16 protein-coding genes are annotated in these 15,927 nt (G+C 35.0%); all 16 read right to left on the bottom strand.

Features of this window, described 5'->3' with window-relative positions:
- Positions 1–14 precede the first annotated feature (14 nt).
- Positions 15–923, bottom strand: coding sequence for a glycosyltransferase family 2 protein (locus ACVBAX_RS16820; protein WP_447118040.1), 909 nt, complete (start codon positions 921–923; stop codon positions 15–17).
- Entirely contained in the window at positions 886–2,016 is a 1,131-nt protein-coding gene (locus ACVBAX_RS16815; protein WP_447118039.1) for a glycosyltransferase family 1 protein, read from the bottom strand. Before ACVBAX_RS16815 ends, ACVBAX_RS16820 begins: the two co-directional genes overlap by 38 nt.
- A gap of 13 nt (positions 2,017–2,029) precedes the next feature.
- Positions 2,030–3,172, bottom strand: coding sequence for a glycosyltransferase family 1 protein (locus ACVBAX_RS16810; protein ID WP_447118038.1), 1,143 nt, complete (start codon positions 3,170–3,172; stop codon positions 2,030–2,032).
- The gene (locus ACVBAX_RS16805) at positions 3,157–4,308 is read right to left on the bottom strand and encodes a glycosyltransferase family 4 protein (RefSeq protein WP_447118037.1); all 1,152 of its coding nucleotides are present in this window, start codon (positions 4,306–4,308) and stop codon (positions 3,157–3,159) included. The genes ACVBAX_RS16810 and ACVBAX_RS16805 overlap by 16 nt, the downstream gene beginning before the upstream one ends.
- Positions 4,309–4,315: 7 nt before the next feature.
- Positions 4,316–5,197 (bottom strand): UTP--glucose-1-phosphate uridylyltransferase GalU, encoded by an 882-nt coding sequence (galU, locus tag ACVBAX_RS16800; RefSeq protein ID WP_447118035.1) that lies wholly within the window; start codon positions 5,195–5,197, stop codon positions 4,316–4,318.
- 15 nt (positions 5,198–5,212) lie between these two features.
- The gene (locus tag ACVBAX_RS16795) at positions 5,213–7,045 is read right to left on the bottom strand and encodes a polysaccharide biosynthesis protein (RefSeq protein ID WP_447118034.1); all 1,833 of its coding nucleotides are present in this window, start codon (positions 7,043–7,045) and stop codon (positions 5,213–5,215) included.
- A 28-nt stretch (positions 7,046–7,073) separates the two neighbouring features.
- Positions 7,074–7,217 (bottom strand): hypothetical protein, encoded by a 144-nt coding sequence (locus ACVBAX_RS16790; protein WP_447118120.1) that lies wholly within the window; start codon positions 7,215–7,217, stop codon positions 7,074–7,076.
- Positions 7,218–7,482: 265 nt separating this feature from the next.
- A complete protein-coding gene (locus tag ACVBAX_RS16785; protein WP_447118033.1) occupies positions 7,483–8,142 on the bottom strand; it encodes a CpsD/CapB family tyrosine-protein kinase in 660 nt (219 codons plus the stop codon).
- Positions 8,135–8,857: a YveK family protein gene (locus tag ACVBAX_RS16780; protein WP_447118032.1), complete on the bottom strand. Its 723-nt coding sequence runs from the start codon at positions 8,855–8,857 to the stop codon at positions 8,135–8,137. Before ACVBAX_RS16780 ends, ACVBAX_RS16785 begins: the two co-directional genes overlap by 8 nt.
- A gap of 183 nt (positions 8,858–9,040) precedes the next feature.
- On the bottom strand, positions 9,041–10,837 hold the full coding sequence (locus ACVBAX_RS16775) for an ABC transporter ATP-binding protein (RefSeq protein ID WP_447118031.1): 1,797 nt from the start codon (positions 10,835–10,837) through the stop codon (positions 9,041–9,043).
- 13 nt (positions 10,838–10,850) lie between these two features.
- A complete protein-coding gene (locus ACVBAX_RS16770) occupies positions 10,851–12,026 on the bottom strand; it encodes a nucleotidyltransferase domain-containing protein (RefSeq protein ID WP_447118030.1) in 1,176 nt (391 codons plus the stop codon).
- Between the two features lie 9 nt (positions 12,027–12,035).
- A complete protein-coding gene (locus ACVBAX_RS16765; RefSeq protein ID WP_447118117.1) occupies positions 12,036–12,491 on the bottom strand; it encodes a lasso peptide biosynthesis B2 protein in 456 nt (151 codons plus the stop codon).
- A gap of 10 nt (positions 12,492–12,501) precedes the next feature.
- Positions 12,502–12,792 (bottom strand): lasso peptide biosynthesis PqqD family chaperone, encoded by a 291-nt coding sequence (locus tag ACVBAX_RS16760; protein WP_447118029.1) that lies wholly within the window; start codon positions 12,790–12,792, stop codon positions 12,502–12,504.
- 1 nt (position 12,793) lies between these two features.
- Positions 12,794–13,711, bottom strand: a complete 918-nt coding sequence (locus tag ACVBAX_RS16755; RefSeq protein WP_447118028.1) for an aldolase — start codon at positions 13,709–13,711, stop codon at positions 12,794–12,796.
- A gap of 94 nt (positions 13,712–13,805) precedes the next feature.
- Entirely contained in the window at positions 13,806–13,961 is a 156-nt protein-coding gene (locus ACVBAX_RS16750; protein WP_447118027.1) for a paeninodin family lasso peptide, read from the bottom strand.
- 5 nt (positions 13,962–13,966) lie between these two features.
- Positions 13,967–15,898 (bottom strand): lasso peptide isopeptide bond-forming cyclase, encoded by a 1,932-nt coding sequence (locus ACVBAX_RS16745; RefSeq protein WP_447118026.1) that lies wholly within the window; start codon positions 15,896–15,898, stop codon positions 13,967–13,969.
- Between the last annotated feature and the right edge of the window lie 29 nt (positions 15,899–15,927).

The raw sequence follows: 15,927 nt of genomic DNA, 5'->3' as shown, positions 1-15,927 counted from the left end.
TATCCCTTCACATTTCAAACCGAATTATTATTCTTAAGTATCGTTCTTTTTTTAGTATTAATAATGTAAATATATACCAATAAACCTAAAGGTGCCGCCATTAGTGTAATTAATTTCCTAGGTGTGTCCACAAGGAATCTGTAGTTTCTAATCATTAGACTACTGGATACATAATGAATGCTCTCTCTGTACCTTTCTTTCAATGTTGGGGCATACTGTATAGCTACTCTTCTAAAAAAAGCAAAGCCATGTGGGTTCTTCTTATACTGCTGAATAATATTCATACTTGATCCATCATTTAAATACTCAACGTGACATAATACCTCATTCATAATTAGTAATGGGCAAATTTGATCAATTAAAATATATTTATAGCTTAAGGGACAATATTTCTCATTTGGAAATATTGGATAAGGAGGTGTGTTTTTTGTAAGCTCGGTTCTATATACTATTTTCTTGTCCCCTTTAACTCCATATTTTCCATAGAGGTTATAGAGATTTGAGCATTTGATGTTCGGAAGCTTTGTACCCAATATTTCACCGTGATATGTAGCATCTAGCCCAATCATTCCGGCATATTTATTACTTCCGTATTTCTTCCAAAATAGTATTATTTTTTCAACAGCATCTACTGGCATATAATCATCAGAATCGATACAAACATTTAATTCGGTATCAATTCGTTCATATGCCGCATTATGTGCACCATGCATCCCAAGATTTTCTTGGTAATGATATTGAATGTTAACTATATTTTCCTCCATCCAGCTCTCTACTATTAATCTAGTGTTGTCAGTGGAGCCATCATCGATAATAAGCCAAATAAAATTCATATTGGTTTGCTTTTTTAAATTCTCATAACATTTCCCTAGGATATAACCTCGGTTAAATGTAGGCGTGAAAACGGTCAACAGTGGCTTCACTTTCAACACCTCCTAATCTAGATTCCAAGACATTAATAATACTATTTAAAACTATTTGATCTGGTCTTACATATTTATGATAATAATTGAAGTTATTAATCATCATTTTCTTTCTAAGATCTACATTTTTCATTAACAAGTGTACTTGTTCTAGACAATGTTCCGGTGATGAAAAATCTAAATAGTTTTCATTTTTGTTTAAATTCCCTGGTACTTCATAATGCAATTCTTCAGTCACAATAGCTTTACTTGCAGCAATATACTCTGCAAACTTCCATCCAATTGATTCATGTAACCCCATTGTTGCTATACATATTGAAGAGTCTTTTACTTTTCTGATGTAGTAGTTTCTATTTGTAATTTTTTTATCCTCAATTACAATATCTGAATAATACTTGTTAGCATAGGGGGAAGGACTAACACCACCAAAGAAAGTAGAACCAAATTCCCTTTTTAGGAGTCGGATACAATTGGCTCTAACATTGTTTATATAATTTCTTTCTTCCTTTTTCTCGTTCGAAAGCTGATTTGAATATTCCCCATTTATGTCCCAGAGCCTTGCCATAAATAATATTTTTGGATCAGCATTGAAATTTGGAGTATCCTCAAAAGCTTGAATCTTATAGTGCCCGTTATAATACTCTGAAAAAGGTAACATACGAATTAGTTTCTTAATCTTTTCTGTCCTCGGATCTTCTTTTTGTGGAAGATGCGCAGCATTTCCAGGAATAGTTACCATGTAATTAAGTCCTAGAGGGCAAACTTTATTTCCATACTTTAATTTTCGATTATATTTACTACTAAAACTTCTTTTAAAGCAGATGTCGTACCTTTCGAGCAGTCTATCCATAAAATCTACATAATCTTCTTTTTTAGTTAATAAGTTGTCGTAGCCATCATTCAAATCATACAAGACTGAATACTGATTATTAATTTCTACCTCCATCATATTGTATGGAAGTAGCTGATCTGGGGCCTTTTCAATACTTAACTCAATTATTCCCTTTCTTTTTAAAAGATGATACCCTGCAATAATTTGATAAAGATGTAAGGGTACTTCTCCTAATCGTAAACAGCATGATATTTTACTCATATCTAACTCCTAGTTAAATCGAATTTACAAATGGGTATATTTTATTTTGAGAGTATTCATTTTCATAAAATTGGATGTACTTTTCCATTAACCACTTAGCTGTTAATTTTATATCATACCCGTTTTTTTGAAGAGCGACAGTCGTATCACTAACATCGGGTCTAAACTCAATTACACTTTCTGCCCAACTCCTAGGGTCTTCTTTTAGATTTAAAAACTTTACGAGTCCTAACCCCTGATCAACTTCTTTAGTGATAGAATTCGAAATAACACAAGGTACTCCACTTCCTTGAACTTCAATAAGGGTAACAGGCAACCCTTCATGAAAAGAAGGAAAAACCATAGCGTCAAATAAGTGGACTAACCTATGAACGTCATCTCTTATTCCAAGAAACCATATTTTATCTTCTAGTTTTAAGCTCTTTGCCTGATCCAGAATTTTCTCTTTTAAAGGCCCATCGCCAATAAGAACCAACAATGAATTTTCTCTTAATGCAACTACCTCTTTAAAAATATCAATTAGGAATTGGTGATTTTTTTGCAAGCAAAACCTACCAATATGACCTAATATGAAGGTATTTTCATTTATATGATGTTCGTCCTTGAGATGTCTTTTTAATTCTTGATTTGGTTTAAACTTAACTAAATCAATTCCATTTTTTATAAGGGTATTTTTGTCTGTTTTAAATAACCACTTTCCTGCTTCTCTTGAGCAAGAAAATTTATGAGAGCAATGCTGTAGAACATATTTCCCAATGAACTCTTTATATATCCTACTAACAAGATTTCCTTCACTTCTCGTATTATGACTATGAGCTATTCTAATTGGAACTCTAGCTTTATTTGCCGATTTCAGAACGAGCCCGCTCATTTTGTCCAAATGGGAATGCACGATATCGTATTCTTTGTGCTCTAAGAAAAATTCATCTAGACCTTTTACATATTGAAAGTGGCCTACATCAGAAATATAAGGAGTACGATAAACCCGGCCGCCCATTTTTTTGATCTCCACATCAAAAATGCCTGGCTTGCATGTTAAAAAGTCAAATTGCACTTTATTTCGATCAATATTTCGATAAAGGTTCATGATTAGTGTCTCAGCCCCTCCACGGTTCATATTGACCACCACATGCAACACTCTCAACGGATTGCCCACTGAACTTCCTCCATATCACTCATTACTTTTATATATAATTCCTTCTTTTCTGCTAACACTCGATTTAGACTGAATGAGTCCAACATAATTTTTCTGCTTTGTTCACCCATTTGTTTTTGTAACTCCTGATTGTTTGCTAATTTAGCAACTTTTTCTGCTAACTCTTCTGGGTGATTTGATACAATCCAACCATTTCGATCTTCTTTTACAAGTTCACAGTGTCCCCTGTTTTTAAGAGCAATTATCGGTAAACCACATGCCATTGCTTCCATTATATTTACGGGAAGTCCTTCTCTTTTACTCGATGCAACTACTATGTCACTCATTTTAAGTAGGGACTCAATATCCTTTCGAAACCCAAGGAAATCAACCATATGCTCAACACCTAATGATCTTGCAAGTGCCTTACACTCTTCAAGTAAAATTCCCTCACCGGCTAAGAGTAACTTTGCTTTAGGGACTTCCGCTTTAACTAATGAAAGCGACTTAATTAAAAGCTGCTGGTTTTTATTTGCATTAAACTCAGCTGCATAAAACATTAAAAAAGCATCGTTCTCATACCGATGCTCAGCTCTTAACACTTCTTTATGAAAATTTGATACTTGCGAATAGCGTTCTGTATCCACTCCCACTCCATGTACATGTTTAATCTGCTTAGCTTTAAACTGATGAGAGGTTGCTATTCGATAGTCTTCTTCATTAATGGTAATTAAGCAGTCCGTGAAATAAGATAATATTCTTTCAATGGGATAATAGACCATCCAGTTAGGAATGGGGGCGCCTTTGCAAAAATGAAATCCATGTGCTGTGTATATTACCTTTGTACCTATCTTTCTTGCTGCTCGCGCTGCCAATCTAGCAAGCACTCCTCCCATTGGTGTATGGCAGTGTACGAGTTGATAACTATTTCGATCTATAATCTCTTTTAATTGGTTGTATGCTTCTAAATTTCTTCTATGAAAAGGTGACCTTTGTATAGGAAGATTGAACTTTTCATCTACAAATGGCAGTTCGATTGTTCCCGAAGCAGCTACATGTACATCCCAACCTTGTTCCTTGAACCACTTTAAATAGGGTATATGAAAGGCACTAAAATGATAGTCGACTGTTGCACAGAACAACACTTTTCTTTTCATAGTGCACCTACTTTATAAATTGTCTATCTAGCACTGCTGATAGATAGTTTAATAGTTCGGAACGTAGCTCTTCTTTTTGAAGAGCAAATTCAATCGTTGTTTGGATAAATCCCATCTTCTCTCCTACATCATGTCGAGTTCCCACAAAATCATAAGCATAAACTGCCTCATATTGATTTAGCCCCGCGATGGCATCTGTTAACTGAATTTCTCCACCTGCTCCTGGTCTTTGCTCTCCTAAAATATCAAAAATCCTAGGATTTAAGATGTAACGCCCCATAATAGCTAGATTGGAATGGGCATCTTCCATCTTAGGCTTCTCTACCAGGCTATTCACACTAAAGAATCGTTCTCCAATTTCATTGCCGTTAACAATACCGTAGCGTGAAACTTCTTCCATTGGAACCTTTTGGACACCAAGAACGGAAGCTTGATATCTTTCGTATTGATCGATTAATTGTTTTAAGCATGGCTTTTCTGCTTGAACGATATCATCTCCAAGAAGAACAGCGAATGGTTCATTTCCAATGAATTTTCTTGCACACCAAATCGCATGACCTAATCCCTTTGGTTCCTTTTGACGGATGTAATGAATATCTGCCATTTGTGAGGATTTTTGTACCTCACTCAGTAGCTCAAATTTACCCTTTTCAATTAAATTTTGTTCTAGTTCAAACGAGTTATCAAAGTGATCTTCAATGGCACGTTTTCCTTTACCTGTTACAATGATGATGTCTTCGATTCCTGAAGCAACTGCTTCTTCAATAATATATTGAATTGTTGGTTTATCTACGATTGGAAGCATTTCTTTTGGCATCGCTTTTGTCGCTGGAAGGAATCTCGTTCCTAATCCTGCAGCTGGTATAATTGCCTTTTTTACTTTTTTCATTTGTTTCCCCTTTCTTTACCCTGAAATAGATACAACAGTAGCTTTCTTTCTCTTCACTTTATTGTTCGCTAGGTTAACTAACACTTCTTTTAACGTTTCTTTCTCCATGGTGTGGAAGGTTTGAACAATCTTATCAATATCCTCGAGATAAAGCGTAGCCGGTTTTCCTATATATATATTCGGAAATACTTGTTTTTCCTGTACTTCATCATCCTTTAATAGCTCTTCAAACAACTTCTCACCAGGGCGGATTCCCGTATATTCAATTCCTATTTCTTCTATTGTATATCCCGATAGCTTGATTAAATTCTTTGCCAAGTCCACAATTTTTACAGGTTCACCCATATCTAGAACGAAGATCTCTCCTCCACGTGCTAGTGCACCAGCTTGTATGACTAGTCGAGAGGCTTCTGGAATAGTCATGAAATACCGAATCATATCTGGATGGGTGACCGTAACTGGTCCACCTTTTGCTATCTGCTTTTTAAATAAAGGAATGACACTACCACGGCTTCCAAGTACATTTCCAAAACGAACAGCTACAAATTTCGTCTTACTTTTTTGATCCATGTTTTGAACAATCATTTCTGCAAGTCTTTTCGTTGCTCCCATCACACTCGTTGGATTCACAGCCTTATCTGTCGAAACCATGACAAAGGTTTCCACTCCATGCCAGCTAGCCGCTTCCGCCACATTTCTTGTACCAATAATATTATTTTTGACTGCTTCTTCGGGATTTCGCTCCATTAACGGAACATGCTTATGAGCTGCTGCATGATAGACCACTGCGGGATGATGAGTTCCCATCACATTCATCATTTTCTTGGCATCCTGTAAATCAGCAATTTCAGTCACATACTCAATTGGGAGGTGTCCAAACTTTTCTTTTAGCTCTTGCTCAATGGAGTAAATACTATTTTCACCGTGACCGAGCAACACAAGTTTCTTTGGTGAGAACAAAGATATCTGTCTGCACAGTTCTGATCCAATGGAACCGCCTGCTCCAGTTACTAGTACGACCCGATCCGTAACATACTCCGAGATACGATCCATATCAAGAACGACAGGACTACGACCTAATAAGTCCTCTACCTCAACATCCCTAATGCCGTTAACTGAAACTCTTCCCGTCACAATATCTTCTAACATCGGAAGAATTTGTGTTTTTGCCTTTGTTTTCGCACATTCTTGGAAAATGATGTTCAAGTCTTTTCTTCCTAAAGAAGGAATAGCAATGATGATATTGTCTATACCTAGTGAATCAACTGTATTAGTTATTTGGTTGATGCTTCCAACTACTGGTAGCCCTAGAATGTCTAATTGATGTTTGTTGAGATCATCATCTATAAATGCAACTGGTTTTATTACTGAATCATTACTTCTTAATAACTGTCTTGCCACCATTGTTCCAGCAGAACCCGCACCTATAATTAATGCTCTCTTTTTTTCTTCAGAGGAATGCAAGTAGTTATCACGATACACTCTCCAACAAAATCTTGAACCACCAATCATGGACATATGAAGAAGCCATGTAACGGCCAAAAGACGGAAGAAGATCTCTCCAAGCATCATCTGTTGAGTAAGTGCTGCTGTCAGTATAGACAACGTCACCACTTTACATATGATGATCATTTCTCCTACGCTAGCATATTCCCATGCTTTTTTATAAACATGTAAAAGTAATGAATAGACATGATGACTAAGTACGATAGCTAATGAGCTAAGTACAATTGGAGTTGTGATGACACCAGTACTTGCGTTCGTAAGGAAGAACCCAAAGAAGATGGCTGTTAATACAATGAAGGAGTCAATTAATATAAATAATGACAATCGTTTCTTATAAGACAATTTCTATCCCCCCTATTCGTCTTACTACTTAATCTAATGTCACATTTCTTCGTTGAATGGCATAGTCAATTATCTTCCTAATTTCTTCTAGCTGTTCACGTGTTGCCTCTTGTTTTATGTACCTCACTGTCTTTTTAAGTGACTTCGGAAACTTATCCATATTACTCATCACTGATCGAACTCCTTAGGAATAAAATAAAAAACTTAACTATACGTTTTTGGGTGTAAAAGCGTATAGCTAAGTTTTTTAATTATAAAACAGGGCATCTAACCCCACCTCACATCACACTATCGACGACTCGCGTCTAAGGTTTTCCACCCACAGCATAACCGAGTGCCTCCATTGATATAGGTAAGGAGACATCACCTACTAATTGTATTTTGTTTTATTCTGAACATAATATTCTTAATTAAGAACAATTAGATTTTAAAAAATACTAGCTAACTTGGTTTATTATGACTCCTACCAGTGGAGCCTTCGCAAATTCTAATACTTTCTTTGACTCTTGAGCAGCTTCCATTTTTGTTTTTTCCTTTTGAACCACAAGAATAACTCCATCACTTAGGTTTGCAAGTACCTTTGTATCTGTTACCTCAAGTACAGATGGTGAATCGACAAGCACAAGATCGTAAAGAGGTTTTATATGTTCAATTAATTCCTTCATTTTCTTTGATTCCAAAAGCTCCGCCGGGTCTAAAGGAATGGGACCACTAGTTAATATATCAAGATTGCTAATATTACATTTTGTAACTGCTTCACAGAATGGAGTTTTTTCGTTAAGAATATCTGTTAATCCTACAGCATTACTTACCTTAAATAGATGATGGATACTAGGATTTCTTAAATTCCCATCAATAAGGAGTACCTTCTCTCTTTGTTGAGCAACCGAGATGGCTGTATTTGCTATAACCGTAGATTTTCCCTCCCATCGACTAGGAGAACTAAAAACAAGAATATTACTTTTCACATCTTCATTTAGAAAGTGAATATTTGTTCTTATCGTTCGAAATTGTTCAGAAATAATCGATTCAGGATTCGAATACGTAATTAGGTTTCTTCTTTTAATCGTGGATAGCTTTTTTCGTCTACTAAACACCAATAGAATCACCTCGATCAACTACATTTATCTTTTTTGTTTTGTTTATATTTTTTTTAGACATCGTTGAAACGCTACCTAAAATTGGAACCTCCAGTAAATGTTCAATATCTTGCTCAGAGCGAATAGAATCATCAAGTGAATCAACTAGAAATATTAACCCTATTCCAATTACTATCCCACATAAAAAAGCTGCACCTATGATTTTATTTTCATTGCTTTCATTAATTGGAAACGGGTTAACTTGTGCATCCGATAATACCCTAACATCATCGAACCCCATCATAATATTTGGTATCTCTTCAATAAAAACGTTCGCAGTTGTATTTGCAATCGCTGCCGCACGTTCAGGATTAATATCAATGACATTAATTTTTACGACTTGTGTGTCATCAATACTTCCTACTTGGATGTTTTGTGCTAAAGATTCTGGTGTCCGTTCAATCCCCAGCTTAGTAATCACTTTTTCTAAAACCGTCTTGTCTTTAATGATGACTTCAAGCGTCTTTCTCTGGCCACCATCAGCATTAATAATAATATTTGTTGAGGAGCTATAAAGGAGCGTTGTTTGATTAATAGAACTGTAATAATACCCTATAACAGTAGCCAGTATCGTAATAACTATACCTATCCACGCACGCTTTTTTAACACACCTAAGATTTCCTTAAGGTTTATTTCTTTAGCTACTCGCTGATCAGCTTGAAATCTCCCCATACATACCACCTTGTTCTCTTTGGTTTGAATTGTTCTAAATAAAGAACAATTTCAACAAAAAAATAGATCTCCTAACCGAAATCTCTTTTTTCGAACTAATTTATCTTATACATATAATATTAGTTCTTTAAAAAGAACAAGTCAATAGTTTCTGAATATTAATTCTTTAAGAAACTTTAAATATTATAGAGTTGTTCCAAGCTGTTTACCCAATAACTTACTAAATAGACCTTTTTTTTCACTGGCTAATTGGTTGAAACCTCCTGTTTGAATAATTTTCCCTTGTTCCAATACAATCACTTGATCAGCATTTTGTATTGTTGATAAACGATGAGCAACTATGATGATCGTCATCTTTCCTTTAATAGAATCGAGTGATTCTTGAATAATTCCTTCATTAGTTGTGTCTAAAGCACTTGTGGCTTCATCTAATACAAGAATCGCAGGCCTTCTAATAATAGCCCTAGCAAGGACAATTCTCTGCCTTTCTCCACCTGATAAACGTATCCCACGATCACCAATGATTGTATCAATTCCTTTTGGAAGGTTTTTTACGAATTCGGCAGCTGAGGCAAAACGTAATGCTTCCCACATCTCCTCTTCAGAAGAATCTGATTTAACTAGAAGCAAATTATCCCTTATACTTCCATTAAATAAATATGGATCTTGAGGCACGTAGCTTATTGCCTTTCTAAGTGGTAATAGATCATTTTTTCCTATTACTCTACCATCAACGGTTACCTCTCCCATATCAGGATGATTTAGTCCCATAAGTAAATCTATTAGCGTACTTTTTCCCGCCCCTGAAGGACCCACAATGGCGGTTGTTTGATTAACTGAAAAATGAAGCTCCACTCCATTCAATGCAAAGCTTTTTCCTTTGTCATAACTAAAATAAACATCTTTAAAAGAAATGTCTCTTGTAATTTTTAGTGGAACTATTTGTTTATAAATCTCATTATCTAATTCATTAGCATTCTTACATTCATTTTTTAACTCTCCAACGGCATGAAAAGAAGGGAGGAGAGTCCATAATTGTTCTAGACTAGATTGAATTCCTGTTAATCTTGGCCAGAGTCTCGAGAAGATTAGCATAATTATCATCAGTTCTGTTGGTTGTGCCTGGAAAAATTTTATTGAGAAATAAACAAAAACAGAAATAAGAACAGCTGACACAACCTTGTAGATTAGCTGTGAAGTTGCTCGAACTTTTACAATATTAATCATGTTCTTTTCCATTTCAAAATTTAATTCTTTAAACCAACTCACATGTGTTTCTTCTAATGTATTACTTTTAATATCCTTTATACCGTTGAAATGTTCAGTCATCCCACCTAAGAATTTTTTTGACAGTTGAACCGTATTTTCTCCAAGGGAATTTGATTTCTTTACAAGCCCTCTGGAACTGAAAACCAGTAACAACCCAAAAAACAACACAAATAACGTCATATTAAACGAAAGGTACATAGATAACCCGATTTGTATAATAGTAAATACTATTGAAGTTAGAAATTGTAGAAACATCTGAACTCCACCAGTCACTCTTCCAATTTCAATTGTCATTATATTGACAATATCGGACTTTCTTTTCTTAATGAAGAAATTCCAATTGGACTGGAGCAATGCTAGATAAGTCTCTTCTCTAATTTGTCTACTAAATCCTTGCTGTATTTTTGTATTTAAAATCTGCTGATTTCTTTGAAAAAGCGCCTGACTTACCATTAAACTTATGTAGAATGATAGTAGAAGTAATAACCCTACTTCCATTGAAAACTGATTAAAAAAAGCATAAACTAATCCCAACTTCGTCCCTTCTGTCATATTAACATTTAATATGCCGCTAAAATTTATAAGTGGAATAAGTAATAAAATTCCTACACTTTCAATTAAGCTAAGGATTATCATCCCAAATAAATTCAAATACAAAACGACTCCCGAGTATATGTGTAGCTTTTTTACATAATAAAATAAGAATCTCATTGAACGGCTCCTCCTAGGAAAACGCGTACTTTCTGGTTTTCCTCCATAACCAAATAAAAGGTCTAAGCGGAAAATAAAGGAAATGTAAATATTTTGGTAAGGGTAATGTAACAGCATCCTCGGGATATGGAAACAAAGTACTTAATCCAAAAGCTACCTTATGGTAAATAGACATTAATGCGAATAGATGTCGTTTATGATGATTCACTACCTCTTTTGGTACTGGTTCTGTGTGTAAATTAACCATTCTCTCCAAATAAAAGATTGCTTGCTGTGCCAATTTAATAGATTGTCTATCAATTCCTACATCAGGTGTTTTAGTTCCAAGAAGCTCCCTTGTAAGAATAATCGTTTGCTTCCCTATGGAATCAACATGATATTTCCTTAGAAACTTCATTAAAACTTGGAGATCAATTCCTTTGTTAAGTAGATGGTCAATATCTAATAACCACCTTAATCTTGACCAACCATGTCGTGCTCCATGTGTGACTAAAAAATAGAATAGATCTACATGACATAAATAATAAATCGGTTTTTCGATATATGAACTGGTTTCTTTTCTTGACCAAAGGAATTGAAAAGAAGGTTCAATTCCTGGGCCAGGGTTGAGTCTCCAATGCACTTCAATTTTTATATTTTTCATAGGATGAACATATGTAAAATGATGGTGTCTCCATTTCCAATCATTTAATATGGATTGGATGTATTCATCCTTTACATACCCATCTTTTAGGAGTAACTCCTCCACCATCTCTAAATCTTTTATTTGTACTAACAGATCAATGTCACTTGATGTCCTTAACGAAATATCACCATATAACTCAGTTGCTAATATTGGGCCTTTTAAAAATAAAGTAAGAATTTTATTCTTGTTAAACAAGTTATTAATATAGTCCATCTCAGAGCTTAGTTGAAGCATAAGAAATGTATTTTGCTGATAATATTTATTAATTTCATTGATGACAAACTGGGGTATATTTGAAGTATTTAATGAAGGAAGCTTAGCAGCAAGGTTTGGATACAAGCGGTGATGCATGGCCAATTCTAAAAAAAGCTCCCAATCCATATTTTCTGGAATATTGGAAAGAAAACCTTCTATGTTTCTTGTATCATTACTTATTATTTTAAGAATTAATCTTAATTCTTTTGAGATACCACTAGTATTTAGGATTGAGTGTTTTTCTCCCATTATGTTCCCCTACACTTCTTTTTTTCTTGAAAAGATTCCTACGATAGTAAAATTCTCCTTCTCTTCTCCACCTGTTACAAATTGATCCCCACTTCTCAACCATGCATGGGCAATCAACTCTCCTTTAGCATTCTTTCCCGTACCTAAATATAAGGTAGAAGAAACCTTCCTTCTTTCGAGCATCTTCATTCCTGCAATCGCTCGAACTAGACACATACTCTCCCACATTGTATGTCGGCTCATAATATCAATCGCCTCTGATATTTGAGCAATTACTCTTTCATTTCCAGCTATACCCTCAAATTTTGTTTCATGTAATTCTAATTTTAATCTTTTCGTTAATTTATTGAACTTAAGCATTTTTAAACATCTAGCCCAGCCTAACATTAGGAACGCTTCTAATAATAATAGTTGCTTGTATATATCTAATGAAAAAAATTTTTTAATTTTATTAATGCTCATTATATTTATAACCTTATTTAACTATTACTAGATTTTCTACAAGAAGAGAGTTAACAAACTCAAGAACCTGTTGTTCACATTCAATATCGTTTACATCATATTCAACTAAAATATCAGAAACTAGTTGTCTCAGTTTAATTGGATCTTTTAGTTTCTCCCAAATCAATCCGCCAATTTCTCCCAGATTGTAGTATTTACCATTTTCTACATTTAACATAACAACTTCACCATTCATGTTACTAACTATATTTCCTGAAGCTTGGTAGACCGTATTTTCTAGTGTAATAGTATCTATAATCCTCATCTTATTCCTCACTTCTAATCGTATTTAATAAACACTTCTTTAGTTCATTCACAGAAACCCCTTTTACTGGACGACTAACCTTATAGGTCATAATCTTAGATAATATTTGAGTAGAGAGCGTAAAATGCCAATCCATTAAATCAAATTTAGGTAAAAGGAAATTCCTATACGTGTGATTGAATAACATATGGAATCGATTTAGATTAAAAAGGGATTGAATTTCAATAGTCGAGCTATCATTCTTCAATATTTCAAATATTCCAGCCAAAGGCAAAGGTTCTGTACAATAGTTTGATTCTACCGGAATACAGAATTTTTCCTCACGACCAAATATTGACTGGTAGTTATTCTGTTCCATCCCTAATATTTCTAAGCTTTCCTGCCATAATTTTTGTTGTGGATAAGATGGCGTTACCCACGGTTGACCATCAATCATCGTCACAGCTATTAAATCATCGCTAACCATTTTATAACCGCTATTGATAAAAGAAGAAGCAAGAGTCGATTTTCCAACACCGGAATTTCCTACAAACGCATAGGCCTTCCCGTTTATCTCTATTAAACTGCCATGAAGAGGCAGTATTTTTCGTTGTAATAGAATGATCCCCATGCATGTTCCTAAAATATATAGTTTTACTAGTGGGATATCAGCGGAATGGAGGCACTCTACATGAATTTTTTTCCCAGCATCCATATAAAAGGTTGCAACCTTTGGAACATGAAATGTCAAGATGTGCCCGTCTTTTAAGAATTCATACTCATTGGACTTTAACGAGAGATCCCTTACAAACGATATAGTAACTTTAAGATCAACACTCGTTGTTCTCTCATTCAAAACAGGAAGCTCGTGCATCAGTATATTACTTTCCAATTTGAGTCCAAACGCCCTGTATTGGTGGTTTTGTTCTGTAACTAGCATTCCGTTCACTCCAAAATATTACAGACTTGATGGAAAGCCCTTATACGTATGTATAATCACTGGTATAAGGGCGCCCAGTAGTTTATAAATTCAATTAGCTAGTAAAACGTCTCCATGTTTGTGGATTATTCGGATCTACATCTTCACCCGGAACATATGCTTCATCAGTATATGGCCCCCAAACGGTTGAAGCCATAGTCATCTTTACATCTAAAACCTCTAAAACTGGTGCATTCCATGCTTTTTTCATACTTGTCACCTCCTTTCAATAAAATTTTTAATAAACCGATAAACAACTAGGATCCTCATGATTATCTTATAATCCATATCTATCGCATCTTCAGACTTCACATTATTCTTCATTTTATTGATTCCTCTTTGAATGACATTTGAATCTACAAATGATAATAATGTTTCATCTTTAGAAAATTCCATTACTTCTTCTTTTAAGGAATCCCAAATAGGTATCATCCGATGAACCCAATCTGCCCCTTGAACACCACGAACACTTTGATTTAATCGAATACTATCTGGTAAATATCCTTCTGTTGCATTACGTATTAGAGCTCGATCTAGCCCATTTTGGACATATTCATCCTCAGGTACCGAGAGACAAAATTGAATCACTCGTAAATCATTTGTAGGGTCTCTCTTCCAAACGGAATAGGGTAGTGAGAGTTTGCATGCTAACGTATTACTTGCGTTCCAGTGAAAGACATCCTCAAAATGACGTTTTCTATTTTGGTAAATATCCTGAGAAGACAACCATCCTGATTCATCAATTCCATAAGCTTTTAACCTAGCGTATACGTTTGTTTTTTTTGCAAATTCAGGATTAATAATAGATATTACATCTTCTTCATTAGTTTTATTGAAAGAAGGCAATGCCATTTTGGCTATAAAAGGGATACGACGAAATCTGCTTCCACCGACATTTTGACTGAATTGATTTAGTTCATTAAAAAGTTTAATAAACTTTAATTTTTTAAATAAAATTGCATAATAATCTAAAGCGCTTCCCCATGAAATTGAAATATTCCCTCTCCCACCATTTAATAGAACTCCTACATTCTGCTCACTGGCTTTCTCATACATTCCTTTTAGCCAAAATGAATTCTCAAAGAACTTGTAGGGCATTTCCATTACGTCAAGGAAACTATTAATTTCTGTATAAGAATCCCTGCCATTAAAATCAAGGTAGTGTTCCTTGATCCCCCCAACATGGCTAACAGTCTCACTAATTAGAGGTTTTTCATTTGAAAGTAAATGCCTAGGTGTAAAATCTTTAAAATCACTAGGAGGAATGTAACTAAAAGCATATAAAGATTTATCCTTACTTAAGAGTTTTCTAGCAAAGGCCACAATCGCCCCTGAGTCTAGACCTCCACTAAGTTGAGCTCCGACGTTTTGGTGTGTTCTTAGTCTTGATCCTATAGCCTCCTGAAAAACATCTCGAAACGCCTCAACATATTCATCTGTTGATTTAAGTGTGATAGTCTTAAAATTGAATCTTGTGTATCTTTTTAGTACTAACTTGTTATCCTTAATAGTAATACTATGTGACGGAAGAATTTGGTCTATATCTTTATATACTGATTGTGACGCGTTAGCTACATCTGCCATCCCTATAATTGCTAGATACTCCGCTAACCATTGTTCGTTGAGTTCTGTTTTCACATATGGAAATCCTAGAATGGGCTTTATCAACGTACAAAACACAAACCTTTGACCATTTTTAAAGTAATAAAGCGTTCGACTACCCGAAAAATCTCGAGCCCCAAACAATTTCTGCTCCTTCTCATCCCAAATCACATAAGCAAAGTCCCCAACTAAAAACTTTGGTGACTCTTCCCCCCACTTATGATAGGCAAGGAGAATCAGCTGACTATCTGTAATCTTCTTTTGATCTTCTCTATCAATCTGTAAAAGCTGAAATAGCTCTTCCCGATTATCAATAATCGCATCTGCTGTAATAGCCAAACGTCTTTCATAATCATAGAATGGTAGTTGTTCGCCAATGGATTCTGGTGTGATCCATTGAGCATGGCAGCCTAGGAACAGGTTATCTTTGTGCCAGGTTTGTATGTCGTTGGCGGGAAATTTTTCTAGAGCTTTCATCATGCCAGTGCTTTGTTCAATTGAGACGGGTTCCCCGTTAAGGTTTAAGATTCCAGCAATTGCGCTCATATTTCCTCCTGAATTACAGACAATATGTA

It is taken from the genome of Robertmurraya sp. GLU-23, assembly GCF_052983275.1.
Note: the sequence above shows the minus strand (reverse complement) of the source record. Positions and strands in the feature narration are given on the sequence as shown.

Bases quoted from the DNA above. Each gene is read 5' to 3' on its own strand.
- ACVBAX_RS16775 (WP_447118031.1), bottom strand. From the start codon at position 10,837: ATGAGATTCTTATTTTATTATGTAAAAAAGCTACACATATACTCGGGA.
- ACVBAX_RS16780 (WP_447118032.1), bottom strand. From the start codon at position 8,857: ATGGGGAGATTTCAAGCTGATCAGCGAGTAGCTAAAGAAATAAACCTT.
- ACVBAX_RS16805 (WP_447118037.1), bottom strand. From the start codon at position 4,308: ATGAAAAGAAAAGTGTTGTTCTGTGCAACAGTCGACTATCATTTTAGT.
- ACVBAX_RS16750 (WP_447118027.1), bottom strand. From the start codon at position 13,961: ATGAAAAAAGCATGGAATGCACCAGTTTTAGAGGTTTTAGATGTAAAG.
- ACVBAX_RS16770 (WP_447118030.1), bottom strand. From the start codon at position 12,026: ATGGGAGAAAAACACTCAATCCTAAATACTAGTGGTATCTCAAAAGAA.
- ACVBAX_RS16760 (WP_447118029.1), bottom strand. From the start codon at position 12,792: ATGAGGATTATAGATACTATTACACTAGAAAATACGGTCTACCAAGCT.
- ACVBAX_RS16755 (WP_447118028.1), bottom strand. From the start codon at position 13,711: ATGCTAGTTACAGAACAAAACCACCAATACAGGGCGTTTGGACTCAAA.
- ACVBAX_RS16815 (WP_447118039.1), bottom strand. From the start codon at position 2,016: ATGAGTAAAATATCATGCTGTTTACGATTAGGAGAAGTACCCTTACAT.
- ACVBAX_RS16745 (WP_447118026.1), bottom strand. From the start codon at position 15,898: ATGAGCGCAATTGCTGGAATCTTAAACCTTAACGGGGAACCCGTCTCA.
- galU (WP_447118035.1), bottom strand. From the start codon at position 5,197: ATGAAAAAAGTAAAAAAGGCAATTATACCAGCTGCAGGATTAGGAACG.